Below are 25,002 nucleotides of genomic sequence, written 5' to 3'. Positions count from 1 at the left end.
GGCAAAGCCAAAGAGAGAAAGAGGCACGCCTTTGCCAAACCTGAAACCTTTCCTTGCCACGTGTGAAAAGAACCGCTGCCTCAATTGAAAGCCCGAGCTTGACACAAACAGAGAGGGGTCGGGGCGGTCGGCGGCTGCCGGAGCTATCGCCTGCACCCGCCCCGGGGAATGGTTGGCGGACCCGTCGCCCGGGCACGCCCCCGGAGAGGCCGGGGTGCCCGGGGCCGGGTGCCCTAGTTCTCCTCGGCCTCCTCGGCGAGGCGCTGGGCGGCCAGCTCGGGGGTGAGGCCCTTGTACTCGGTCTCGCGGCCCTTGGCGCTGACGACGCGGACGACCTCGCCGATGAGCATGAGCACGATGAAGATGATGATCATCGGGACCTTCTCGCCGATCTCGGCGGCGGAGAACGGCACCAGCGTCGCGACGATGGCCAGGATCAGCTCGATGCAGGGGATGGCCAGCATGACCTTCATCATCGCGCCCTTGAACGGGAACGTGAAGATGCGCTCGCGGTTGGGGTCGTTCTTGCGGAGGTTGAGGAACGCCGGGAACATCGGGATGTAGGTGAGCAGCAGGAAGACGACGGAGGTGCCGAAGAGCATCCAGAAGACGCCGTCGGAGATGGCGTCGACGGGAACGAGCTGCAGGCAGAGGACCAGGGAGGCGACGACGGCGTTGACCAGGTTGGCGCCGTTGGGCATGTCGTCCTCGGAGATCATCGAGGCGAAGACCTTGGGCATGTTGCCGTGCTCGGCGGCGTAGCGGGCGACGGAGTTGACGCCGAAGGACCAGGCGGCCATGTTGGCGAACAGGGTGATCAGGAAGGCGATGCAGATGACCTTGAAGAGCACGGAATCGCCCACCATGGTCTGGACTGCGACGATCATGCCGTAGTCGGGGTCGATGGAGTCGGCCGGGATGGCGGCGCCGATGCCGAAGCCAGCGAACAGGTAGATGGCGCCAATGGTCAGGCCGCCCAGGATGATGGCCTTCGGAATGTCGTGGGTCGGGTTCTCCATGTCCTTAGCGAAGGTGCAGATGACCTCGAAGCCCGTGAAGTTGAAGATGATGATGGACAGGTAGCCCAGGGCGTTGGTGTTGGTGAGCTCGGGCAGGAAGGTGGCGGCGGACATGTCGCTCGCGAAACCGTTCTCCATGGCATACCAGATGCCCAGGGCGCCGACGATGACGGCAACGGCGACCTTGATCAGGGCGCCACCGTTGAGGACCCACTCGGAGTCGGCCGCCTTGGAGCGGCCCATGAGGTAGACGATCCACACGAAGGCGAGCTCGATGCCCATCTTGGCGATCAGGTTGAACTCGACGCCAAAGACCATGCCCAGGATGTCGGGGAACATGGTCGCCAGCGAGGCGATCCACAGCGGGTAGTTGACCCAGTAGTAGTACGAAATGCGGGCGCCCCACTTGTCGCCCAGGCCATCGCGTACCCAGTCGTAAATGCCGCCCTCGCCGTCATAGGTGGTGCCGAGCTCGGCGACGACCATGCCGTAAGGGAGCAGGAAGGTCAGGATCAGGAAGATCCACCAGAAGAACTGCTGGTTGCCAATGGCAGCAGCAGGAGCGGCGGCCTCGCAAACGAAGACGACGCAGATGATGGTCGAAATGACCGTCAGGAAGGAAAGCTTTTTCTTTCCGTCACTCATATTTAATCCTTTGCTCAGTCGTTTTCAGACAGGGCGCCAGTGCTTACGCGCAGTGGCGCAGATGATGGGCAGCAAGAGACAAGGATCTGCTGCCGCCCATCAGAAAGCATCGTACAGGCCATACCACACGTCAGTGTAGATGAAGTCGGCGCCCTTGATGCACTCGGTTGTCGTCGGAGACTTTGCAGTTCTCCTCTCCGATGGCCATGAGGTCGCCCATCTCCTGCGAAGGCGGGCGAGCCGTAGCTCGCCCGACCTGGTACGTCTTACAGACCGTGCTTACCGAAAGCGGCCATGCGCTCATTGATGGTGGCGCGGTATGCCGCAGCCTTCTCCTCGTCGGGCTCGCTCTGGGGGCACAGAGTGGCCAGGATGGCGCGAATGGAGTGCTTGCGGTTCTCGGCCTCGACCCAGCACAGGGAGCGCTCGGGATCGTCCATGACCTCGTCGACGACTTCCTCGCCACGGTTGGCGGGCAGGCAGTGCATGAACATGCTGTTCGGACCGGCAACGTTCATCATATCCCAGGTCACCTGGTACTTCGGATAGAACACATCCATGTAGCTGGAGCTGGAGACTTCACTGTCGTAGAGGCCGTACCACACATCGGTGTACACGAAGTCGGCGCCCTCGATGCAGGAAATGTCGTCGGAAATGGTGATGGTGCCGCCGGAGACCTTGCAGTTCTCCTCGCCGATAGCCATGAGATGCTTGCCGAACTCGGCGCGCTCCTCATCGGTGCCAATATGCAGGCAGCCGTCGGGAATCTGATGCCCCTTCGGTCCGAACTGCACGAAGTCCATGCCCATCTTCGTGCAGATGAACATGAGCGACGCGCAGGTCTGGGTGGCATCGCCGATCCAGGCAAACTTGCAGTCCTCGATCTTCTTGCCCTCGGGGAGGTTCTCGATCATGGTCATGAGGTCGCCGAGCTCCTGGGTGGGATGGTTGTACTCGCTCATGCCGTTGATGACGGGGGCCGCGGAGTACTTCGCCAAGCTCACTACATCCTTATGACGATCGACGCGGGCCATGAGGATGTCGACGAGGCTTCCCATAACGCGGCCGGAGTCCTCGATGGACTCATGGCCACCCAGCTGGATGGAGCCGGGGCCGAAGAACTCGGCGTGACCGCCGAGGTCGGTCATGGCCGTCTCGAAGGAGATGCGGGTACGGGTGGACACCTGCTGGAAAATCATGCCGAGGGTCTTGTCCTTCAGCAGGTGCGGGTACTCGCCGCCCTCCTTGATGAGCCCCTTCATGGCGATGGCCAGATCTACCATGCCGAGCAGCTCTTCTTTTGTGAAGTCGTTGGTGTCGATGTAATCTTTGACCATTGAAATCTCCTTCAAAATTCGTTGGCCGGACCGCCCCTTGCGGACCGCGCTCCCATGAAGCGCCCCGAAATGAGCGAGACGCTCCCTTGCGCCACACAGCATGGGGCGCACCCGTAGTTTTGAGAAGAAATAACCAGGATTATTTTCAGATTACATTAGCTCACCGCACACCTTACCCTGGCTAATCCTAGCTAATCCTAACTAATCCTAACTAGTCCTAACGCCTAGACGGATTGATATTGAACTGGTTTCTTCGCCCTGTGCGCCGCTGTCAACACCTTGCGCCTCCGTTCTAAGGAACCGACGCGCCGACACCCAAGAATACGTAGACGAGCTGCTCCCGTAGGGGGCGGCCGGGTAGCCGCACCGACCCCCAGCCTCTCAGAGCCCGGCCCTCTTACGGCCGCGCAGTTCCTTTCTAAGTTTTTGCGCAAGCTCGTCTCGGCTACTCACACCAAGCTTGGCGTAAATATTCGATATGTGGGTTTTCACCGTGTTGACGGAAATGCATTCTTGCTCAGCAATCTCCTTGTTCGATGCGCCCTTTTCAAGGAGCGACAACAGTACTTCCTCGCGCTTGGTCAGCCCGTATTCGCGGGCGATCCAGGGCACAAGGGATTCCGCCAACCGCACATTACGTATCCGCCGATGATGTGCAAGAAAGACATACGCAGCCACGGTGAAGCAAAGCGCCATAATCTCAACGGAAACCCTACGAGGAGAGGCGGAGCGCGCGCCGCCCTCCTGTCCAAAGGCCAAATACGTTGCCGCTTCCGCCAAGGCATATATGAGCACAAGTAAGAGCGAGAGAACCCATCGCCATCGGCTCATACGTCGAAACTCTGCCGCCAAGCAGCAGATGCCGTACCCTATTACCCAGATCGCCAACAACCTGGTAAAGAGAAACTCGCGCCATAGTGCAACCGATTCGACTGACGAAGCGCCACTTGCCAAAGCCACCATCATGCAAACTGCCCAAAAAAATCCCTCTACGAGAGAGAAGCTGCGCGAGAGCAAGCTGCCGAGAACGAGCCGATACAAGAGGATTACCACCATGTTGAATGCAACACGGAACATAGGATAGGCGTTTCGTGCGCCCTCGAATTGCATCGCGAATTCCGGAACGAACTCATACATGAATACAGTATTAATATCTATCGTATACGCAAGGAAGGTGAGCGCGACGAAGAGATAGCCCCGCCTGCGCTCGACATAATGCAGAGTCCCATAGGCAGCACTGACAAACGCATAGGCGATGCAACTTGCCACATTGTAGAGAAAAGCGAGGGACACGACTCCTCCTTCATCAAGCGGCAACATTATAGAAGATTTAGCACCCAAAGCTAAAACTACCCCAACGTCCGATTTGTCTCTCTGCATTTTCGCTGTTCAGAGACAGGGGGATAGAAAATCATCCTCCGATTAATCTCAAATCCCTCTCTGTTTTTCTTAACAAAGGACCCCCTGACTCTTAAGGTTGAATTACTGCAGCGCAAAAAAGAGACAGCGCTGCAACCAAATTAAGGAGGGTCTTATGAGCACATCCCATCAGAAGCAACCTCTCAGCCGCCGTCGTTTCGTCATTGGATCGAGCGCCCTAGCGGCTACCGCGTTCTCGGGCGGACTCTGGGGATGCGCATCCGGGGAGCAGCCTGGATCAAATGCCACGCCCGGTTCCGCCGATCAAAACATTGCCGATATCGTGCTCCGCAACGGCCATGTGCAGACCATGGTGTCAGAAAGCGATGTTGCATCAGCCGTCGCTATCGCGGGCAACAAGATCGTGTACGTGGGCGACGATTCGGGCATCGATGCTTTCGTAGGAGACAAGACTCAAGTCATCGACCTCGATGGCAAGTTCGTCTCCCCCGGCTTCATTGACGGCCACATCCACGCCCCCGCCAACTGGTTCAACGCCCTCTTCCAGATCGACCTGACGGGGCTTACCACCAACGAGGAATACCTCAAGGCAATCCGCGCCTTCGTGGAGGCCCATCCCGACGAGGAGGGCTACATCGGAGCGCCTTTCATGCTCAATGCCTACCAGCTTCCCGACGGCTCGAATCCCGGGCCCTCGAAAGAAGATCTAGATGCCATCTGCCCCGATAAGCCCATTCTCATCCACGACGTCTCCTACCACGCCGCTTGGGTCAATTCCAAGGCCCTCGAAATGGCTGGCGTAACTGCCGACACCCCCGACCCAGAAGGCGGCCTGTTCTATCGCAATGAGAAGGGAGAGCCTTCGGGGTGCGTCTCCGATGCCGCCAAGGGAATTGTGTTCGCCATCATGCCCAACACCATGACCAACGATAATCTGAAAAAGGCCATGCGCAAATTCATGAAGGAAGCAAACTCCTATGGCATAACCGGCATTACAAATATCACCCAAGGCGGTCTTGATGTTATCGACATGTATCACGAGTTGGAGGACGAGGGCAATTTGACCCTGCGCATGAACGTCGTCCCCACTATGAAAGAAGGCCGCACCTATGACGAGGTGCTTTCCGCCATCAAGTCCTACAACGACTCCGCCACAGACATGATTTCTTCGAATACCGTGAAGATTTTCTACGACGGAGTGACCGAAAGAGGCACCGCCGTCTTCCTGGAACCCTACCAGGAATCAACGGGACTCGGCGATAATTGGTGCGGCGAACCCATCTGGTCTCAGGAAGACTTTACCCGTCTTGTACACGACTTTGATGCAGAAGGCGTTCAGGTGCACGTGCACGCCATGGGCGACGGCGCCGTTCACGGCACCCTTGATGCCTTCGAGGAGGCTCGGGCGACCAATGGGAAGCGCGACGCGCGGCACACGATCACCCACGTATGCGCCATTACCGATGAGGATATCCAGCGCATGGCCGATTTGGATGTAGTGGCGAATCTCCAATTCCTGATGATGTACCACGATGATCTCATGGACCTGGAGCGCGCCTATATCGGCGACGAGCGCGCCATGGCGTTGTACCCAACAAAGCACTTGGCCGAGGCAGGCATCTGCATCAGCGGCTCCTCAGACGCCCCCGTCATTCCATTTGCCCCGCTCGATGCGATCGAGGTTGGCGTTACCCGCAACTCGCCCTATCCCGAGGAAGAGGACACCGACATGACCCGCTGGCCCGAACAGGGGCTCACTGCCTACCAGCTGCTCGAGGCCTACACCAAGAACGACGCCTACCAGAACTTCATGGACGATATTATCGGCACCGTTGAAGTAGGCAAGTTCGCCGATCTCGTCGTGCTGGACACCAACATTCTCGAAGCCGATGCCAAGGCCATCTCCGACACGCGCGTGATCTACACCATCTCCGACGGCCGAATCGTCTACAAGGGATAGAACCACGCCAGAAGGTGCCAGCAATACAGAACGGCTCACAAACCCTCGAACACAAGCCCCCGCGGCTCTGCGGTCATTAGTCCCGCAGAGCCGCGGGGGCCAATCTATGCGACTTCGCAGTCCTTACCGGCACTGCGGCAATACGCAAAAACGCAGTATCCCGAAAGGGCTTCTCGCTCTCCAATTTGTTTTAGCGCACTTTACTACCGGCGAGAAAATCAGGTACTACCGTAAGCTTCGCGGGCTCTATCAGGGAGAGCTGGGCGAGAAAATCGGCGTCTCCAAGGGCGCGATCCGTCACTATGAGACGGATTTCAGGACTCTCAAGCAGCCTCAGGTGCAAGCCATCGCCGAAGCTCTCGACATCTCTCCGCTTGCCTGTTGGACTTCAGGGTAGAGAACGCCCGAGACCTCCTGGGCCTCCTTCTGCAGCTGGAGGACGAGTTCGGCATCGTGCCTGTCGAGAATGAATCGGGCCTTTCAATCGATGTATCTGCCGAGAAGGCGCCTGCCGCTGCCCGGCCTCCCTCAGGGTCTCAACGTGCATAAGGTCGACGGCCAGCCCCCTCAGCTCGATCCCCGCCCTCAGCCTCGGCCTGCTAGTCGTGTGCCTGTTCACCTAGGAGAAATCATGCCAAAGGCAGCGCTGGACCATGGTTTGCGGCCAGGTCTCGCGCACGGCCCTGGAGAACCCGCCGTCGGGGGCGAGCGTGGGCCAGACCTCCCGGAGCTCGGCCGTCCTGCTCCTGAAGGCCCGCCCGCCGCAGTAGGGACAATAGACGGTCTTCATGGGCACCTCTTCCGAAAGGGTTTTTAACGGTTCCGGAAAAGGTTATCTGCCTGCGGGAACGATAGGCAACCGGACACACATTCTATCCGAGCGGTTAAAAACGGGCACGGAATTTATACGGATGAAAAAGGGGCATCGACCTGCGCCGATGCCCCAACGTGGACACACATTTTGTCCTATAAGCCTTAGCCAACAGATTGCCTGCACAAAAAACATGGCCACCCGCAAAGGGTGGCCATGTAGATTTTATCTGCAAGAAATCTTTTGCGTGCGTGGTGTGCTTTCGCGCATTCAGTCATGCGCACCTTCGCGCTTTCACACTCTAGCACGTTCATGCGTTCATGCGTTCACGCTTTCCGCATTCTCGCGTTCGCGCTTTCGTACTGGTCTATTCGCCTGTACGAATTACCACGTGCGGGAATTCATCTGGCGGAACTGAGCAACGGTTGGAGCGTGCGAATTCATGCCGCCGTCAACGTTGATGATCTGTCCCGTGGTGTAGGTACTTTCATCGGAGCCAAAATACACGGCTGCATGAGCAATGTCTTCTGGGCAACCGTAGCGGTTAACCATGATGCTACCCAAGAAGATATCTTTGAGCATCTGAGGAACCTTCGCCTCGTTTTCTGGCGTAACAATCAAGCCTGGACGGATGCAATTGCAGCGGATGTTGTCTTTGCCGTATTGCAAGGCAACGTATTGCGTGAAGATGTCTACGCCCGCCTTGGCGCATGCATAAGCGGTAGAACCTAAGTCGCCTGCACATGATGCCATAGAGCCAATGTTTACGATTGCGCCGCCACCAATTTCTTTCATGTAGGGGATAGCGCACTTCGTTGCATAGAAGGTGCCACGCAGGTCGCTTTCCAAAATAGCGTCCCACATTTCAAGGGTGAGCTCGTCAACACGACCGTCCTTGAGGGCAACGTTTGCTGCATTGTTTACCAAAATATCGAGCTTGCCGTATTGCTCTACAGTGTCTGCAATAAGCGCTTCGATGCTTGCTGGTTCGGTAATGTCGAAATAGTGGAAGCTTGCCTTGCCGCCTGCTTCAACAATTTGATCAACTACAACTTGGCCTTTTTCGGCACGACGACCACTAATAACAACCGTTGCGCCCTCGGCTGCGTATACCTTTGCGATACCGATGCCAATGCCGCTGGTGGAGCCCGTTACGATAGCAACCTTGCCTTCGAGTCTACCCATTGTGTTTCCTTCCTCGTTCAAATCAATAGATAAGGCATTTGTATTCCTTTTTTGCGTGTTTGTGAATATTTGCATAGAAAAAGCGGATGGCAGGTGTGTGGATTTCGGCAGGAAGGGAAGGGGCCGGCCGCGTTGCGTGCACTGCCGTATTCTTTTCTGCAGGAAAATATGTTGAGCTGCTCGTTTTTCTGTTTGAATAGTAGACAGATTTAGCATGGTCAGAGGCTGCTAGCAAACAATTTACCCCCTCAACAAAACGCTTGCTCTCTGACATGCCATGCTCGCGCACAAAGTTGGGGCCTTCCCAGACGGGAAGGCCCCTTTCCTGATTATCTTAGCGCTTCATTTCAATGGAGCTGCACCAATGGTATCCGTGCTTATTTATAGTTGTTGCGCTTTCTGAACGTGAAGAGCGCCCCAGCACCGGCAGCGATCGCAACGCCGCAGATGCCCATTGCATAGAGGGCGGCGCTATCGCCGGTGTGAGGGAGATTGGATGCAGACTTATCGGAGTCGACCCCGACGATGGTCAGCTTGGCATCGTCGATGTTCACGATGAACTGGTCGGTCACATCGTTGCCGTCGGGATCGATGACGACAGCTTGGCCGGAAACCTCGACAGGGTACTCGCCTGCATCGGTGCCCGTTGCAGAAGCCTCAACGCCGGAAACGTAGAAGGTCTGACCATTGATCTGGAACTCCAGGGTCTCGAAACCGGATACGGACTTCTCGGTGCCGTCGTAGGTCACGGACTTGGAATTAGGAGTGAGGGTAATCTGGTACTTCTCGCTACGGTCGGTAACGGTCAGGGTTCCGTACGTCTTGTTGATCTGATAGTTGTCCAGATTGGTTCCCTCGTTGGGGATACATTCGAACGCATTCTCGGAGGAGCCGACGATCTTCTGCGAGCCGGTAAAGGTGTAACTTACGCCCTGACCCTTAACGAAACCCTCACCCTCGATGGCGATGGCAGCAGTACCGTTGGTCAGCGGCTCGCCGTCGTATTCCTTGCTCAAATCGGCGGACTTCAGGGTCACCACACGTGGTGTGACCTTCAATTTGCCATATCTATAGGTAATATTGTAGTTGGCGGCAGTACCTGAAGTGAAAGTTACATAAAACTCATTATCCACCTCGCCAACATCCGTCAGAGACTTGGTCCACGTGACATCTAATTCGTCAGTACCAACAAGATCTCCGCCATCGATGCTTACTGATCCGCCCTTATGTTCCTCGCCGTCGTACATCTTCTCGAGGCTACCGGAAGTCAATGTTATATCACGCCGTGAAATCAGGATCTTCCTTTTACATATAGGCTGACCATCTTCCGAAACCCTCAAAATCACGTAGCCGACTTGAGTTCCCGTTACAGAAACGATCTGCCCATTAGGCGATTTGTCAACACTCGAGATTTTGATAGCTCCACCGTTTTCTTGGGTAGGATCATAGCTCCATTCATATACAGACGTTGGTTTTCCATTGTTATAGGTATATTGTGCAGTCATGCCGTACTGAATCTGATTTGGGCCACTGATTGCATTGCCAACGGGATCGCTTACCGCCCCGCCCTCATCAGCGAAAGCTGCGACGGGCAGAAAAGATGCTGCCAGCACTGCCGCCAGCATCACCCTCGCAAATCTTTTCGCAAGCGATTGGGAGAGAACTGCAGTTTCGACCTCTCCCCATTTGGAGAATTTGGAATCCATGAAGCTCATGTCTGCTCCAATCGCATCGAATTGAACCAACGTAAAACGCAACACGACGTACAGTGTGTTGCTGCGTTTTTTCGATTTGGTAAAGAATAACCGAGTCTTTGTTGGCTATGCGTCGTTTGAATGTAATTACCTCTCTAATAAATCATATTTGTTACTTTTCTGCACCACCAAACCAGATTCTGCCTCCTTCGAATTAGGCACCCACCCCATCAAGACCACGAAGCATCCCCGTCCAGAGCAAGCCCGAGCCGAGCAAGGGACATGCCCGAAAATAATTCTCTGTTAACATGAAATGCAATGTTGCAATAGGGAACGCACGCTTGAATTGGAGGATACGATGAAGATACAGGTTAAAGAGACCTTGGCCAGGCGCCGGACGGTTTTCTTCCTCACGCTCGCAGCCATAGTCGGCGTTTGCGCCTTCACCTTCTCCGGCACCCAGAATTACGCCTGGGCTGAAGGCGAAGGACCCATTGCCACTTGGAATAGAGACCTAACGCCGGAAAGTTATTCTTTTCCTGACGATAATGGATTGAATCTTTCGCTTTCAATCGCTCGAGCTAGCTCGAGCGATTACCTGGAGGCCCATATCACGAATAACGGCGGAGATACAATTCCCCCATCTGTCCTTGAGTTGACAACGAATGATGGACAAACATTAATCGCCAAATTTACAGACCCTATTCCTAATGGCGGCCAAACCGGAGCATCTTCCATTGAAGGCTCGGATGCCAATACCCGATTCACTAAAGCAGAGCTTTACGAAACCGTCACCGTGACCTTCAATATGAACAGCCACGGAGCCCAGATTGACCCCATTAAGGTCAAGAAGGGGACGTCCGTCACCCTGCCCGAGCCCACCGACCCAGATTATGACTTTGGCGGCTGGTTCACCGATGAGAGCCTCACCACCTCGTTCAACGGCACCGCCGCTACAAGCATGACCGTCTACGCCAAATGGACCAAAAAGGAAAAGGTCACCGTTTCCTTCGAATCCGAATTCGGGACCGCGCCTGAGGCCAAAACCGTGAACAAGGGTGAGATCGTCGAACTCCCCAATCTAGGCACTGACGGCGACTACACATTCGTTGGCTGGATTCCTAAGGGCTCCGAAGGCACCGATCCCCTTAAAGGCGAATACACCGCTAAAGAAAACATCACTTTCACGGCTGTCTGGGAAACTCCCACCATCGAAATGGTCGATGTCACCTTCGACATGAACGGCCACGGCGACAGTGTGACCAAGCAGACCGAGAAGGGCAAGCCCATCACCCTTATCGATGATCCCACCGCTGAAGGCTACACCTTCAAGGGCTGGACCTACGACAAGGAAGGCAAGCAGGCCTTCGACGCCAAAAAGAACGCAGACCAGGACACTACCCTGTACGCCCAGTGGGAGAAGAATGCCGACTCCGCTCCCACCAACTCAACAATCCCCCGGACCGGTGACAACCAGATGGCACTCCTGGCATCCCTTTGCTTCAGTGCAGCAGCCCTGATCGCAGTCAGCATCGCTTTAATCGCGTATCGCAAACGCAAGCACGCATAAAGCATACGTGACGTTACCGTTCTAATTCTCGATCTAAACAGAGGGGAGTCCCGCGGGACTCCCCTTCCCATTCGCGTACCTAATTACGCTGTTCCTACTAAAATTGGGAATTCTATTCCCAGTTTTCTCCTATTCCCACTCAATAAATCGAATATCTGGGCATTTCCATGTCGTCTTGTACTTTATACGGAAAACGGATGTGGCGATACATTGCGACACATGACGGCACAAAAGTGAGACAAAACTGTTCTAATAACCGAAACTCAAATGAAACTCGGGGGTGTTGAGTTTCGTTTTTGTCCCAGTAGAGAAATGGGGCAGGGTAGAGCAGCCAAATCCTCCCCTTTTGTGTGGTTTGGTGCGATATCGCATGCAAGCCACCAGCAACAATTGCAAAGCAGTTGACGCAAGTGGCTTGCACGTGATGCCGCCCTCCTGCATGTTTGCAGAATGATTTGGACATTATTCGTTTGGAATAATCGCAAGTGGCTTGGTGCTAATCGGATGTGGGTTGCAAATGTCCTTATTGGGACAATTTGTCCCCAGCGCTATTGGTTGTCGATTTCCTTCAGGCGCTTCATCCATTCGAGCATCTTCCCGTTTTCGAGATAGCTGAGAAGCAAGCCTTCACAGAACCTGTCCTGGCGGATGATCGTGAGAATCATCGCCAGTGTGCATTTCGCATCGCAAGAGGAGACGTCTGCCGCAAGGACGTCTTTCTCGCCGTTGAGGCCATAGCTCTCCAGCACGCCCATGTAGTTGAAGACGTTCATCTCGTCACGAAGATCATCCACGCATTCATGCACTGCTTCGATTAGCCGGTGTGCAGCTGCGCTGTAGCCCACAAAGGGGAACTGGATTGGATCTTCCGGTGTGCCCTTACTCTCGGTGTCGACAATCCACTCGCCGTGGCGATTCTCGGATTCGAGCAGGGGGATAATGGCGGTTATCTTCTCGAACTTCTTCATGGGGTCCCTCCTATCTCAGAGTCACTGGGGCAGTTTGTCCCAGTCGAGCTAGTCCAGCAGCCTTCTTGAACCCTGCAGCTTCTCGAGGGCCTTCTCGCAGCGCTCCATGCACTTCAAGCTTTTCTTCATTTGGGAGATAAGCTTTTTGTCAGGTCCGTTATCCGCATTCGACAACTTCTCGATTTCGGCGCGCAGCTCCTCTGCGCAGCTCTGCATTCCTTGTTGCGCTAGAGAGGCGATGTCGTAGCGTCCGTATTTCTTGACGGCGATTTCGGAGCAGAACGCGAGAAGCTTGGAACATTCGCTTTGCACGAAAGACTCAGACGATTGCACGGCAACGGTCGCCGCCGTGGTTACACCTGATCCTGCTAGGCCAAGTAGTGCGCCACCTCCCGTAAGAATCGCAGTTCCGCCAGCCATGCCCATGCCGCCAACTGCAAGCGAGCCTCCTCCGACGAAAGCCAGGCTGGCACTAGTTAACGCTGCGCCTGAAAGCCCTACCACCGCATCGCCCGCGATAAGCACTGCAATTTCAGGAGCGAAGAATAATGCGCCTCCTGCAGTCGCCGCAGTGACCGCAAGCGTCGCTACCGCTGCAGCAGCTACCCTTTTTCGATTGCCGGTTATCGTTCCGACCGCATACGTGTATGCCTTTTGAATAGCCTTCACATCGGTGTTGCCAATGTAGTTCTGACCCTTGCAGAAAACGTCGCCAAGGTAGTCGGTCTTGACCTTGAGCTTCTTATAAGACTTGTTCTCTTCGAGACCGAGTTGGTAGTAAGGCGCGAATCTGGACAACTCGAGAACCAGGAGGTCAATCCAGGAACGGTCTTCGACGTCATTGGAGATTTCTTCCATTAAGTCGAATGCCTGTCTTCCGCTGCGGATGAAGAATTCATCTCTGGTTACATCCAGGGATTCGCAGACGCTGGCCTCCCATTCGTCCTTCCATTTTGATTTCGTCAGCGCCAGATCCGCCTTTTTCGTGTTCAGGATGTCAAAGGCCACCATCATCGACTGGAAGGAGTACAGGAGCCTGGTTTGGTCGGAGTTGAGCGTCAAGAATCTGTATTTTGCGGAAAGCCTCTGAAGCTCTTGTTCCCTTAGTTGCTTCTGTCTCTCGTGTTCGGTCATCGCTTTCTTGTACACAGTTGCGACGTCTTCCTTGATGTATTTGGCGTCAAAGAAGCAAGCGACAGCGAATCTTCCGATGCCGGGGTAGTTTATGTTCAGGAAAAAGGCCTTGGCGAATGCAGCCTTGCTTCCCTTGGACGCTATTCCGGCCTTTATGGCGCTCCCTGCAGAATTGACTGCCAGGAACGTGCCGCTGGAAACGGTGCACATTCTCGTAAGGGCTCTGTTGTTGATTGGCAAGAAGCTCTTTGGATCCAATTGGTTAAGCTCCGCAAACGAAGCTATATGCTTCGTTTTTATCTCCGAAGCAAGTCTCGAGATGGTGTAGAAAACGCGGACGACGACTTCGTTTGCAAGAACGAAAAGGGACTGCTCCAGCAATTGCGTGGCCAAGCCCATCTCCGTCCTGAAGTTGAAGCGGACAGGCTTTCCTTCCGAATCCTTGAAGTAGGTGCCATTGAACAGCTTGGAGACCCATTTCGAGAACGAGATCTCGCTTTCCTTGTAGTTGACTTTGACGTTCTTGAACAGCGGCGTGGAAGAAAGCTCTTTCAGCATGGACAGAATGGGCCCAGGGATGCCGGTTCCCTTGCCGGCCTTTTGGTTCGACCCGTCTATGTCGCTGACAAGGTGGAACAGCCAACTGAACGTACCGATGGCGATCTTCTCGGGGACGTTCTTCCCTACAAGGGCGTTTTCGGGGAACAGCAGCTTGATGAAGTTGCCGTCCGTGTCGGTGCCGTATCCCGTGCCCGTAAATTGGCCGAGGATGGAGAATAAGAGGCCGAGAACAGTAGGATGGTGTGAGAACCTGTAGATGAAACGGCGACGCTGTTCGAAAGAACTGCGTCGCCATTCTTTTGCTCTAATTCTCATAGAAGTTGGCAATGCTTCTGAGGCTTTCTATGTACTGCTTTTTCGCATCGTTGTAATCCCACAGGAGGTCGGAGTAGTTTACATCGGAGAATCTTTTCCAAGAACCGCTTGTAGCCCATAGCGGTCCCTTCGGTTTTGCGATCCTAACTTTTTCGCCCATGCCAAACAGCCATCGGAAAAACGTCGGCGAAAGCTGGACTTGGACCCATAGATATCCTTTTTGCCTTCCATTAGGCCCCAAGCTAATGTGCTCGAACTCGGCGTCGTAACCAAACCGCGCAAAAACGGCATTGGTTGCCAGGGAGTCTACCTCGAGGATGATATTGCGCGTTTTGCCGTCGCCGAACATGTCGACGGTCTGCTTCATCCTTCGGGATGTCGTTTTCTTCAGGTGATGAATCTCTTTGCTTGAATCGGCCTTTTCTTTTGAGACTCTTGAATTTCTCATGCGGTCGAGTCGCCTGTCGAAGTGAAAGCGATGTTCTTCGTCGGTCTGCTCTTCTGGCCAGGTTTCCAGATAGTAGTTTCCGTAGCTGAAGACAAGAGAAATCGGAGTCTCCGTAAACACAGTGCTTCCGTCCGCCTTCTCTACGAGATGCTCTTTGCCATCCAATCCGTAATAGCAATACTCAAACGAAATCTTTTTTCCGAGTTTCATTGCTTCGGAGACCACTTCTGCCGCTTTATATACATCCTGCCCTTGAGGCCTTGAGCGCTCGTCGATGTAAACCTCTTCGACGATTTTATCCTGCTCGTAGATTGAGACCATGCTTTCAAGCGCCTCGCAGAGGCTCTCGCATTCCTCATCGGTGATGAACTTGCATGTCCTGACAATGTTGATAAGCAAGCGAGCCTGCGCACTGGAAATCAACACTTTGCTGCACTTGAAGCCACCGTTCTTGCCACGTGAAGGCGTTTCGACTTCGATGGCGGGATAACTGTTTTCCGAAATCGCTTTGATGTCGCTGAGAACAGAAGGTTCGGAAGGCTTCTTGCCGCTGGTGCTGCGCGCTTCGAGGATCTCTCTTATTTGGGCAGAGGTGAGACCGTGCTCTCTGTCGGTAAATGATTTAAGTATCTCGAACACGCAAAGTAAGCGTGACCTTGCATCGTCATCAAATCCGACGTTACCCGGCAGCATTGCTGCGTATTCTTCCGGTGTAAACATTTCTTTCATCGCTACCTCCCAAAAGCAATTATCTTAGGGAGTCCAAGTGTTTGATATCGGGAAAAAAGTGAATGACCAAAAAATTCGTTTGTCATGCAGGCTTTTGGGCAAATGCGATCGACTTGCTTAATGAGATAATGACCACATTGAAAATAATTTCCGCCGCATATTTCTGAAAGTGTCTATTCCAAAAATGTGCGAGGGATTAAGGGTAAAATTTATAAGTTATAGAATGCCCGTTCTGCTGCGTAGACAAGCGGGCATAGAATATTGAGGAGAGAGATCACTATGGCAGGTTTTGATGTAACCCAGTTTGCCTCCTCCAAGGCAAAGCCCCTTCCTATTATTCTGCTGCTTGACGAGTCCGGCAGCATGTATGGAGACAAAATCAACAAGCTTAACGAGGCTGTTCGCAAGATGCTTGGCTCCTTCAAAAGGGAGGAAACCCAGGCTTCCGAGTTTCTCGTTTCCATCATCGGTTTCGGTGGCCGAGACAACGGCGATGGTACCGGAGCCAGGATTATCAACTCTCCTACTTCCGCAACCCAGATCGAGTTCGGCGGTGTGTCCGCTAACGGCATGACCCCTCTTGGTGGCGCCCTCAAACTTGCTAAGGGCATCATTGAGGACAAGGAGCAAACCCCTTCTCGCGCATATCGTCCTCTCGTTGTTCTTGTTACTGACGGTTATCCCAACGATAGCTGGGAGCAGCCTTTCGTTGATTTCGTTGAGTACGGTCGTTCCGCCAAGTGTGACCGCATGGCTCTCGCTGTGGGCGGCGACACCGACATGAGCATGCTCAACCGCTTTGTCGCTGGCACTGGCCATGAGGTGTTCACCACCGATCAGGCTGACGGCATCGTGAAGTTCTTCAAGTTCGTAACCATGTCCGTTGTGACTCGTACTCGCTCCCAGAACCCCAACCAGGTTCCTAACGACAGGGAAGTTAAGCCTTTGCCTGCTCCTTCCCTGGTTGAAGACACCGCTGAAGAGCCGGTTGCAACTTACGAGACTCCCGAAACCGCAGAGCCTGTTGTCGTTGAAGTGGAGACCGTCGAACCCGCTCCCGTAAGTGGTGGCATCAACCTCGATGACGAAGACGACTTCTGGTTCTAATGGCGACGCTTTTTCTTGTATGCGACCTGTCGGGAAGCATGGTAGAGAGCGGCAAGCGCTTTATCGTTCGAAACCTGATTAGAACCGTTGACCAATACTATAGGCTCCAGAGAGAGCTGCCCGAAATCAAGCTCGTTGCATGGGCTGACGAGGCCATTGTTGCCAAATGGCAGCCAGGTCAAGAAGTCCCCGAGGCGATTCTCGCCTGCTCGGGTAGCGCTTCCGGAGAAGCTCTTGTTGAAAAGCTGGCTCCATTCCAGGACGGCTATTTCATGCTTATGAGCGACGGGTATTGGTCTCCCTCCGCAAGAAAACAAATTGGTTCATGGAGTCGAGGGCTACCAGATAACCATTTTCGAATTATCAAGATTGGCGAGGACGCTGATCCTCGCTTGAAGGGGCCGAGCGTTTTCTCAGCCGAAGATCTCCTTGCGGCCCTAAAGGGATGGATTGCGTGATTTAAATGCAGCGTTGGGTTAGCTTTGGGGCTAGTGAGATTGGCCCTGCGCACATAACTACAGGAAAGCCAAATCAGGACTCCTGGGCTGCATTTCACCATGGAAACTGCGACATTTTGGTTGTTTCCGACGGAATGGGATCAAAAGACTTCTCCGAGTTTGGAAGTGCAATGGCATGCCGTGCTGTTGACCAGGCTGTATGCAGAGCCCTGCTATCCTCCGACGCCCCTAATCTCAGGGAGCCCTCTCTCAGGGAAGAGTTCCTGAACAATATCAAAGACATTTGGCTAGAAGGTATCGTTCCCCTTACTTCTCATAACGCATCTGCGACTTGCTTATTTGGCTTCCGTGCGGGAGACGGCATGGTGTGGGTTGGCATGTTGGGCGATGGCCTTGCCGTCGCAATCCTCAACGATGGCAGCGCGCGATTGCTGGAAGACGTGAAGTCAGAGAGCTTCTCCAACATGACCCAATCGCTCTCTGAACGCACTTTGGCCAGCGACTGGAAATTGACGGGGATCCCCGAAAACCGATGCAAAGCGATTCTGCTTTGCACGGATGGTGTTTCTGACGATCTTGTTGATGCCGAAGGATTTGCCTGTGGCCTTGTCGACGCATTTTGCAAGCTGCCGGTTATTACCGCTTCTTCCCAAGCGGCCGACATGCTTGTTGATTGGCCTACCCCAAAGCACAGCGACGACAAAACCATAGCCTGCCTCTTTAAGAGGGAGTATTCAAATGAGTGACAACACATTCAAATCAAGTGGTCGTTATGTGGTTGACCAGTACGGCAATAGATTTGAGATAACCGAGGAGCTTGCTCGCGGAGGACAAGGCGTTGTCTATAGGACGAGCGATGCCGATTTGGCAGTGAAGCAACCTTTGGGTCCCGATGGACGGCCCGACAAGAGTTCCAATCTTCAGGACGACTTTGCCAGAATTCGTTGCCTACCTCTTCCTCAGGGTCTGCCCATCTCTCTGCCGGTTTCTATTCTTAAAAGCGAGCCGGGTTACGTTATGACCCTGCTGAACGAGATGAAATCATTTGGATCGTTCTACCTCAATGGCGAAGACCGCGAAATGCTGGATAGAGAGCCTTTGCCTGATTGGCTTAAGGGGATGCCTTCGCGCGATGCGGCCGCGCCTCTGATGTTTTATGCCAAAACAGGCTCGTCAAAGCGCAGGCATTACGCTCTGTATAAATGCGCCTCTCTGTTGGCGCGGTTGCATGCCGCTGGTCTCGTCTATGGTGACGTGTCTCCCAATAATGCATTCATTGCCGATGGTGAACCTTGTGAGGTTTGGCTCATCGATGCCGACAATCTTCGCTTCGAAAGGATGACTGGTGGTCAATCGGTATACAGCCCTCACTATGGTGCGCCAGAAATTGTTCGAGGAATAGACAGTTCCAGGCCGTATTCTGATATCTGGGCCTTTAGCGTTATGGCATTTGAGATGCTTGCACTCGAGCATCCGTTCATTGGCCGCGCTGTGCTTGATCCCGACGGGGACGAAGGCGGCTGGGATTGCGACGACTGGGATGCCGAGCCTTCAGATGACGACAAACCTGCCGATTTGGACGACCAAGCCTATATGGGCTACCTCCCCTTTGTTGATGACGAGCTTGACGATTCGAATGAAGGCATGACCGGCTTGCCTCGCGATCTCATGATGACGCCGTTTTTGCGCAAATTGTTCCAGGAAACTCTTGGCGTAGGCCGCGAAAAATACTGGCGCAGATCTTCGCTAATGCTATGGTCCTTGGGCTTTGCCCAGGCTCACGACAGCATGCTCGTTTGTCCCGATTGCCATATGAGCTATTTCAACAGCAATAAAGAATGCCCCTTCTGCGGAAGGCCCCATCCTGCTTACGCTATCGCCAAAACGCCCGAATGGTCCATGGTGATCGAAGACAAAGGGGCTCCGTATGAACTGGCTCTTCCTCATAGGCTCTTTAACGCATTCTCTCTTGAGCACAGCGATGACGCTGCATATTCGGCGCTTGTTGATTTCTCTGTGAAGAGAATCGAGCCCGTGCGTGGAACGGAGAAGTTCCCAGACGACATCACCTTCCGTTTTGTAGAGGAGGGTTGCTAATGAAATTCAACGATATTCCCGCAGAGGTTTTTTCCCTGAGGATGGTCCAGTTGTATGGTGGCGCCAGCATCAAGGAAAGGCCCGTCAGCAGCGTTGCCCTCAGCGTCACAAACCCTGGAGAATACGAGATATTCGCAGGACGCGACTTAATCCTCGCAACTCCTGTGGACAAGCGACAGGCTGCGGATCTTGATCGAGAGTTTGCATCCGGCCAATCTTACCTTGCGCGCATAACGGATATCGACGCGAACAACGGCTTCTCGCTCGAGGTTGTCTTCTTTGCTAAAGACACGCTGGAGTTTGGCAGCCAGGATATCGGTGTCGATGAATACGTTGCTGAGCAGATGGGGAAAATCTGGGGCTGGAGAGGCGCTTCCGTTGATGGTCGCTTCTTGAGTAGGTTGGAAGATGAATTCCTATACCGTCAAGGCGACGACTACTATTTCTTCATGCTTGCCGGCTCGTCGATCGATGATGAACTTGACCAGGGTTCAGTGCTTGCGCCTTATCTCGACGATGAGGGCAACCCTGCAGAAGATTCCATGGGCGACGATCTAGCCGATGATACTCCTGAAGAGCATAAGATGCTGAGTTTCAGCAGGGAGAGTTCCTTCTGCGTAGTGTCGGAAAACGCATCCTTTGTGGCAACAGAGAAACCTGTTTCGCGCGGAGGATCGATTTATGTAGCAACCAAAATGCACAAACGCAAAGGTGCGTCTGATAAGGCCATTCGTTTAGCCCATGGCAAACTGAGCTTTGTGGATTGGACTGCCGCAGGCCAGGTTCAGATTCTCGCAAAGTCTCAACTTGCAGACATCGTTCAAGAAAACTCCAGCTATCTGAAGACATGGGATGATTTTGGAAGCATCGAGGGCGAAATCCTGCTTCGTGAAGCAAGAGATTTTGGCGTCATCTATTACAACAATTCCATGGAGAACCGCGATGGCACGTGCAGCATAACCATTGCCGATTGCTCGCGCACGGCAGCCGAGGAGCTGGCTTCCGGTGGAGTAGAAGGCCTGGAATTTGTCGAGCATGATCCAAGCTATGTCGTCAACAAGGAACTGGCATTCAGCGACTTCTCAAGGATGATCTCCAAGTCCACTTGGAGACAGCCGAAGTACTGCAAGGTTCTCGATTACGACGAGACTTCTCGCCAGATTACGCTTGATGTTGAGAATCTTCCCCAGACAGGAAAGTTCATCCTCTCCCTTCAGGGTGATATTACTCAGATTCGTCGTCGAAACAGCGCCCGTCGCGCCATCCTTGAGGGCAGGTCTGCGAACCCGCAACTCGGCCTTCTGCTTGAGGAAAACGGACAGATTACCTCGCTCAGGCTCCCGAAAAAGGTTAAGCCTCTGACCGCGTTTGTCCGCAAAAAGGTATTCAAGAATGATCCGACCTACATGCAGGAGAAAGCGATCGAGGTCGCACTCAACACGCCTGACATCGCGTTGATCCAAGGACCTCCCGGTACGGGCAAGACGACTGTTATCGCCGCTATCGTTGAGCGTCTCAATCAGGAGTCCACCAAGAAGGGCACTGAGGCAAAGGGCCAGGTCCTGCTCACGGCTTTTCAGCATGATGCCGTTGAAAACATGATTGACAGGATCTCCCTGAATTCCATTCCTGTTCCAAAAATCGGAAAGAGGTCTGGTCAGACTGAGGATGACATCACTGCGTTCGAACGCAGTCTGGACGCATGGTGTGAATCAATCGTCAATGCAATCCGCGAAAAGTACCCCGAACTGGATCAGGCTGACCAGTACAAAGATATAGATATTCTGGCCGCTCAATATGCGATGGCGCCCACGCAAGCTCTTGCCGCAACATTGATGAAGATGGTTTCCGAGGTTCCGGCAGCAGTCATCGGATCCGAGCTTGTGGCTGAGGCTGGAAAACTTGCTCTGAAGCTTTCGGTACGCAGCTCAGTCGTTGGCGAGGGCGGGTCGAAGTATGCTAGGGCGGTGCGACTCCTCAGGACTTCAGACGCAGGATTCCTCGACGACGGACCCGATAGGGCAGACGACGCTCTTGATATCCTCGACGAGCAGCTGAGCCCTAAGGAGCGAAAGCTGCTGCGCGATGCAAGCATGTGGAACACTTCCAAGGGAATCCCTCCCTTTATGGGCGATTTAAAGCGCTTAAAGAAAGCGCTCCTGATTCGCTATTCGGCTCCTCCTGTATTCCGTGTTGAGAAGGAGAACCAGGAGGTCCTTGACCTTCTCATCGAATACAAGAAGAGAGTCACCGCCGCATCCGCCTCCAACAAAGACAAGAGGCTTGCCGCTCTTGCTGAATTCGTTGCAGAGCTCGAAAACGACGGCGTGGCGGTATCTGATGCTGTTTCCGAATACAGCTTCGCTTTTGCCGCAACTTGCCAGCAGAGCGCCGGTCAGAAAATGCAGAATCTTAAGGGATTGAGCAGATCGGACGACTCATCGGGACTCGTCTATGACTACGTGATTGTTGACGAAGCCGCGCGCGTATCGCCGCGCGACCTCATGGTTCCGATGGCACAAGGAAAGAGAATTATCCTTGTCGGCGACCACCGTCAGCTGCCACATATCATCGATGAGGAAGTCGCTCAACAAATGGAAGACGACGGCGCCGCCGTCAATGAGACCGAATGGCTGAAAAAGTCCATGTTTGAGTATCTCTTTACAGAGCGACTCAAGGCACTCGAGATGCAGGACGGCATCAAGCGAAGGGTCACTCTCGACAAGCAGTTCCGCATGCACCCGCTAATCGGCGATTTTATCAGCAGGAATTTCTACGAGAGGTTCGATCCAGATGAGAAAGTCTCTTCCGGGCTTCCTGCGTCCATGTTCGTTCACAACCTGCCAAAAACCAACAATAAGGCCGTCGCATGGTTGGATGTCCCTGCTTCTATGGGCGCTCATACGCGAATGGGCACCAGCTGGATAAGGCAAGCCGAGATTGACGCTATCGCTGATCAGCTGTTCGAATGGATGAACTCTGAAGAAGGCAAGAACCTGTCCTTCGGCGTAATCTCCTTCTACAAGGCTCAGGCAATTCAGATCAGCAAAACCCTAAAGAGGCTGGGCGCAGACGAAAGCAGGCTCAGAGTCGGAACGGTCGACTCTTTCCAGGGCATGGAGTTTGATGTCGTGTTTTTGTCCATGGTTCGTACTCTGCCGCTTGGATACAAGGGGACTGCAACTTCTCGCAACAGGAAGGCCAAGGACCCTGCTCCTTCATTCAGCGCAAAACCCATACGAACGACAACGGAACCTGGCGATCAGGCCAAGCCCGCTAGAAAATCTCTTTTCAGAAACATTCGAGACGCTTTGTTTGGGAGCATCCAGAAGGAAACGCGTCGAGCCGAGGAAACGGCTGCAGGTATCGACCTTGGTGCCGCGATGCTGCCATTCCTTGAAAAGGAAAAACGCAAAACCCCTGTGGGAATCGATCCAGAAGAGCAGAAGGCTGCACAGCGTCTATTTGGCCATCTTTGCCTTTATAACCGACTCAACGTGTCTATGAGCCGCCAGAAGAGGCTGCTCGTCGTCGCGGGTGATTCCGCTCTTCTTAGCATTGATCTAGCCGATAAGTTCATTCCCGGACTTGTCGACTTTTACGAAACCTGCGAAAAGGAAGGGGTGATTCTCCAATGCCAGCAATAAAGTTGCTTGACTTCGGTGCCAAGCTTCCTGTTGATGGCCACATGGCGCGCTCACGGAAGATCGCCTGGCCCGTAAAGGCATACCGCGTGACACTTCCGGACGTCTCTTCCTCTTCCATAGATGAACTGAACTCTTTTGAACGCCTGGTGCTTAAGCTTCTGGAGATTGAGGGGCCGATTTCGGATGGTCAACTCTCAGATGAGACCTGCATACCGGAAGACTTCCTAAAGGGAGTTCTGCTGAGGCTTCAAGATAAGGGCTACATTGACGATTGGAACAATTTGCGCAAATCATCGAGCGGCAGCGAAAAAATAGTTCCTTTCAAGTCCGCAATGGTTTTCCAGGAGCAGGTGGAGGGAGAGGTCCTTCCGTACGTTTTTTACGACAAGAAGCCTGCGCAAAAGGACGGAAGCACGGGATTGTATTGCTGGCAAATGCAAAAGGGCGAATACGACCCCTCTCCTATCTCTGCGGAAGACGTCGTCAAAGCAATTAAGGAACAAAAGCGACATGATCGCGCTTATGGTGACAGGTCCGCGCTTCCCTTGGCAAGCTCAATCAGGGTAGTTGACGGAAGAGAGTACTATCATCTCGAATGCCCGATAGGAATGAGATCTTCCGATGGAGAGTTCCGTATCGGTAACCCGTTCGGAAAGGGCTATTCTCTTGTGCTTGAAGGCATCTTCATGAGGAGGCTCGAAGAGGACTCCAACCTTGAGAATTGGATTAGCTCTTGGCGCGAGAGTCTGGGCAGGGAACGCGAGATTGTTGAAGAAAGTGCAACCGAGCCCTTCGACACCGCAAGGAACCGAAAGCTTTATCCGAGCCTTGTGGCTTCTCTGCGGCCGAATAGGAACGGAATCAGGACAATCGAGGAGCTTTACTCTGCGGTTGAGTGGGCTTTGTTCTATGCAAACGAACGCGTCTCTTCTAGACATGCTATCAATTTGCTCAAACTTACTAAACCGTCTGATACGCCTTTGCTTATCAAAGCTGCTGCTGAAGAGATTGGTTTGGAAACTCCTGTCAGGGGGTATCTCCGCGTTCAAGAGCAGAATATCGACAGATACCAAGACGAAGTGCCAGAAATGCCAACGGCGCTTGCGATTACGATATTGACGGCAAAAAATCAAAGCGAGCATCCCCTCAGGAAGATTGCTGAGGCTCATCCAGATGCAGCAGTCCAGCTGTACCAGCTCAAGAAAGAGCGTGACATCAAGTCGCACGGTAAAGGACGCGGCTCGCAAGATGGGCCAAATGGAAAGAATGAACTTTTCGTGAAAGAGTTCGTTAGCGCACTGATTCCGGAGATCGTGTTCTCGGATGAGGCAACGAGCGATACGCGGAAAGTTGATGAGTATGTCGATTCCCGTTTCGAGGCTCGTTCGAGCCTTCTTTCGAGGTTTGGCTACGCCGCATTCAACACGAAGCTTAGCCCGCTGACGCAGGATCGTCTCGTGGATGCGGAGAGCTTCTGGGCTGCCTTCCGTGATGGGGAAAATGCTCTCTCGTTTGTCGGCGATCTCTATGCGGCTCTTCAAAGCGAATTCTCTCGAAAAGTGGAAATCGCTTCGATTAGGGTGACCGACGACAGGGAGCTTATGGCGGCAATTGACGGAAGAGCCAAGCAGTTGCGAATCAGCCCTTTACCTGATTCCCTGAGCACTGTGAGGCCGAACAACATCAGAAAAGCACTTCAGGGCAATAGCGAAACAACCCTCGGCGGACTGGTGGTTGCCTACTTGCTATCCGCGAAAGACGAAGACATGAAGCGAATTCTTGAAAACGACAGGTCCTTCTTCTCTGACGTCGGCAAAGTCATCGCTGCGCGCGGCCATCTAAATGAAGCCCGCGCTTTCAGCAAGGAAGAAGTCGACGAGTACAGAGAGCTCGCATATAAAACGATCAACGCAATGATGGAAGAATAGATGGAGGAA

At 53.6% G+C, this 25,002-nt stretch carries 17 protein-coding genes; 9 read left to right on the top strand and 8 right to left on the bottom strand.

All coding sequences use genetic code 11. The annotated features are described in order from the left end of the window. Positions 1-233: 233 nt before the first annotated feature. The 3 genes from ACTM82_RS05555 to ACTM82_RS05545 all read right to left on the bottom strand — a co-directional run bounded on the left by ACTM82_RS05555 (position 234) and on the right by ACTM82_RS05545 (position 4,294). Positions 234-1,664 carry an APC family permease gene (locus tag ACTM82_RS05555; RefSeq protein WP_441055797.1) on the bottom strand — a complete coding sequence of 477 codons (1,431 nt, stop codon included), beginning with the start codon at positions 1,662-1,664 and terminating at the stop codon, positions 234-236. Between the two features lie 266 nt (positions 1,665-1,930). Next, complete coding sequence (gene ptcA / locus ACTM82_RS05550) at positions 1,931-3,001, bottom strand: putrescine carbamoyltransferase (protein WP_441017462.1); 1,071 nt, start codon at positions 2,999-3,001, stop codon at positions 1,931-1,933. A 381-nt stretch (positions 3,002-3,382) separates the two neighbouring features. Next, positions 3,383-4,294, bottom strand: a complete 912-nt coding sequence (locus tag ACTM82_RS05545) for a response regulator transcription factor (RefSeq protein WP_441055799.1) — start codon at positions 4,292-4,294, stop codon at positions 3,383-3,385. Between the two features lie 241 nt (positions 4,295-4,535). Between ACTM82_RS05545 and ACTM82_RS05540 the strand changes: the two genes are divergently transcribed. Together ACTM82_RS05540 and ACTM82_RS05535 are read left to right on the top strand one after the other, a co-directional pair. Continuing rightward, positions 4,536-6,341 (top strand): amidohydrolase, encoded by a 1,806-nt coding sequence (locus ACTM82_RS05540; RefSeq protein ID WP_441055801.1) that lies wholly within the window; start codon positions 4,536-4,538, stop codon positions 6,339-6,341. Between the two features lie 106 nt (positions 6,342-6,447). After that, positions 6,448-6,738, top strand: a complete 291-nt coding sequence (locus ACTM82_RS05535; protein WP_441055112.1) for a helix-turn-helix domain-containing protein — start codon at positions 6,448-6,450, stop codon at positions 6,736-6,738. A 798-nt stretch (positions 6,739-7,536) separates the two neighbouring features. Here ACTM82_RS05535 and ACTM82_RS05530 read toward each other — a convergent pair. Both ACTM82_RS05530 and ACTM82_RS05525 read right to left on the bottom strand, forming a co-directional pair. After that, positions 7,537-8,337: an SDR family NAD(P)-dependent oxidoreductase gene (locus ACTM82_RS05530; protein WP_123220203.1), complete on the bottom strand. Its 801-nt coding sequence runs from the start codon at positions 8,335-8,337 to the stop codon at positions 7,537-7,539. A 377-nt stretch (positions 8,338-8,714) separates the two neighbouring features. Beyond that, positions 8,715-10,052 carry an LPXTG cell wall anchor domain-containing protein gene (locus tag ACTM82_RS05525; RefSeq protein ID WP_441088520.1) on the bottom strand — a complete coding sequence of 446 codons (1,338 nt, stop codon included), beginning with the start codon at positions 10,050-10,052 and terminating at the stop codon, positions 8,715-8,717. A 337-nt stretch (positions 10,053-10,389) separates the two neighbouring features. Between ACTM82_RS05525 and ACTM82_RS05520 the strand changes: the two genes are divergently transcribed. Beyond that, positions 10,390-11,601 carry an InlB B-repeat-containing protein gene (locus tag ACTM82_RS05520; protein ID WP_441055116.1) on the top strand — a complete coding sequence of 404 codons (1,212 nt, stop codon included), beginning with the start codon at positions 10,390-10,392 and terminating at the stop codon, positions 11,599-11,601. A 548-nt stretch (positions 11,602-12,149) separates the two neighbouring features. On the opposite strand, the gene ACTM82_RS05515 is transcribed toward ACTM82_RS05520, so the two are convergent. The 3 genes from ACTM82_RS05515 to ACTM82_RS05505 are packed head-to-tail and all read right to left on the bottom strand — an operon-like array spanning position 12,150 to position 15,756. Continuing rightward, the gene (locus ACTM82_RS05515) at positions 12,150-12,569 is read right to left on the bottom strand and encodes a DUF6508 domain-containing protein (protein WP_441055118.1); all 420 of its coding nucleotides are present in this window, start codon (positions 12,567-12,569) and stop codon (positions 12,150-12,152) included. 48 nt (positions 12,570-12,617) lie between these two features. Next, the gene (locus ACTM82_RS05510; RefSeq protein ID WP_441055120.1) at positions 12,618-14,579 is read right to left on the bottom strand and encodes a hypothetical protein; all 1,962 of its coding nucleotides are present in this window, start codon (positions 14,577-14,579) and stop codon (positions 12,618-12,620) included. Then, the gene (locus tag ACTM82_RS05505) at positions 14,569-15,756 is read right to left on the bottom strand and encodes a helix-turn-helix transcriptional regulator (protein ID WP_441055122.1); all 1,188 of its coding nucleotides are present in this window, start codon (positions 15,754-15,756) and stop codon (positions 14,569-14,571) included. The genes ACTM82_RS05510 and ACTM82_RS05505 overlap by 11 nt, the downstream gene beginning before the upstream one ends. Before the next feature lie 279 nt (positions 15,757-16,035). On the opposite strand from ACTM82_RS05505, the gene ACTM82_RS05500 reads away from it, so the two are divergent. Genes ACTM82_RS05500 through ACTM82_RS05475 form a run of 6 tightly spaced genes read left to right on the top strand, consistent with a single transcriptional unit; the run spans position 16,036 to position 24,993 of the window. Further along, complete coding sequence (locus tag ACTM82_RS05500; RefSeq protein ID WP_441055124.1) at positions 16,036-16,863, top strand: vWA domain-containing protein; 828 nt, start codon at positions 16,036-16,038, stop codon at positions 16,861-16,863. Continuing rightward, positions 16,863-17,321, top strand: a complete 459-nt coding sequence (locus tag ACTM82_RS05495) for a hypothetical protein (protein WP_441055126.1) — start codon at positions 16,863-16,865, stop codon at positions 17,319-17,321. Before ACTM82_RS05500 ends, ACTM82_RS05495 begins: the two co-directional genes overlap by 1 nt. Positions 17,322-17,326: 5 nt before the next feature. After that, positions 17,327-18,067, top strand: a complete 741-nt coding sequence (locus ACTM82_RS05490; RefSeq protein WP_441055128.1) for a PP2C family serine/threonine-protein phosphatase — start codon at positions 17,327-17,329, stop codon at positions 18,065-18,067. Next, a complete protein-coding gene (locus ACTM82_RS05485; RefSeq protein WP_441055130.1) occupies positions 18,060-19,418 on the top strand; it encodes a protein kinase domain-containing protein in 1,359 nt (452 codons plus the stop codon). Before ACTM82_RS05490 ends, ACTM82_RS05485 begins: the two co-directional genes overlap by 8 nt. Beyond that, a complete protein-coding gene (locus ACTM82_RS05480; RefSeq protein ID WP_441055132.1) occupies positions 19,418-23,065 on the top strand; it encodes a DEAD/DEAH box helicase in 3,648 nt (1,215 codons plus the stop codon). The genes ACTM82_RS05485 and ACTM82_RS05480 overlap by 1 nt, the downstream gene beginning before the upstream one ends. Next, positions 23,053-24,993 (top strand): hypothetical protein, encoded by a 1,941-nt coding sequence (locus ACTM82_RS05475; RefSeq protein ID WP_441055134.1) that lies wholly within the window; start codon positions 23,053-23,055, stop codon positions 24,991-24,993. The genes ACTM82_RS05480 and ACTM82_RS05475 overlap by 13 nt, the downstream gene beginning before the upstream one ends. Positions 24,994-25,002: the final 9 nt, after the last annotated feature.

The sequence above is a fragment of the Collinsella sp. HCP3S3_E5 genome (genome assembly GCF_052067635.1).
In the GTDB taxonomy this organism is placed as follows: Bacteria; Actinomycetota; Coriobacteriia; order Coriobacteriales; family Coriobacteriaceae; genus Collinsella.
Note: the sequence above shows the minus strand (reverse complement) of the source record. Positions and strands in the feature narration are given on the sequence as shown.

Bases quoted from the DNA above. Each gene is read 5' to 3' on its own strand.
- ACTM82_RS05555 (WP_441055797.1), bottom strand. From the start codon at position 1,664: ATGAGTGACGGAAAGAAAAAGCTTTCCTTCCTGACGGTCATTTCGACC.
- ptcA (WP_441017462.1), bottom strand. From the start codon at position 3,001: ATGGTCAAAGATTACATCGACACCAACGACTTCACAAAAGAAGAGCTG.
- ACTM82_RS05540 (WP_441055801.1), top strand. From the start codon at position 4,536: ATGAGCACATCCCATCAGAAGCAACCTCTCAGCCGCCGTCGTTTCGTC.
- ACTM82_RS05535 (WP_441055112.1), top strand. From the start codon at position 6,448: ATGCGACTTCGCAGTCCTTACCGGCACTGCGGCAATACGCAAAAACGC.
- ACTM82_RS05530 (WP_123220203.1), bottom strand. From the start codon at position 8,337: ATGGGTAGACTCGAAGGCAAGGTTGCTATCGTAACGGGCTCCACCAGC.
- ACTM82_RS05525 (WP_441088520.1), bottom strand. From the start codon at position 10,052: ATGAGCTTCATGGATTCCAAATTCTCCAAATGGGGAGAGGTCGAAACT.
- ACTM82_RS05520 (WP_441055116.1), top strand. From the start codon at position 10,390: ATGAAGATACAGGTTAAAGAGACCTTGGCCAGGCGCCGGACGGTTTTC.
- ACTM82_RS05515 (WP_441055118.1), bottom strand. From the start codon at position 12,569: ATGAAGAAGTTCGAGAAGATAACCGCCATTATCCCCCTGCTCGAATCC.
- ACTM82_RS05510 (WP_441055120.1), bottom strand. From the start codon at position 14,579: ATGAGAATTAGAGCAAAAGAATGGCGACGCAGTTCTTTCGAACAGCGT.
- ACTM82_RS05505 (WP_441055122.1), bottom strand. From the start codon at position 15,756: ATGAAAGAAATGTTTACACCGGAAGAATACGCAGCAATGCTGCCGGGT.
- ACTM82_RS05500 (WP_441055124.1), top strand. From the start codon at position 16,036: ATGGCAGGTTTTGATGTAACCCAGTTTGCCTCCTCCAAGGCAAAGCCC.
- ACTM82_RS05495 (WP_441055126.1), top strand. From the start codon at position 16,863: ATGGCGACGCTTTTTCTTGTATGCGACCTGTCGGGAAGCATGGTAGAG.
- ACTM82_RS05490 (WP_441055128.1), top strand. From the start codon at position 17,327: ATGCAGCGTTGGGTTAGCTTTGGGGCTAGTGAGATTGGCCCTGCGCAC.
- ACTM82_RS05485 (WP_441055130.1), top strand. From the start codon at position 18,060: ATGAGTGACAACACATTCAAATCAAGTGGTCGTTATGTGGTTGACCAG.
- ACTM82_RS05480 (WP_441055132.1), top strand. From the start codon at position 19,418: ATGAAATTCAACGATATTCCCGCAGAGGTTTTTTCCCTGAGGATGGTC.
- ACTM82_RS05475 (WP_441055134.1), top strand. From the start codon at position 23,053: ATGCCAGCAATAAAGTTGCTTGACTTCGGTGCCAAGCTTCCTGTTGAT.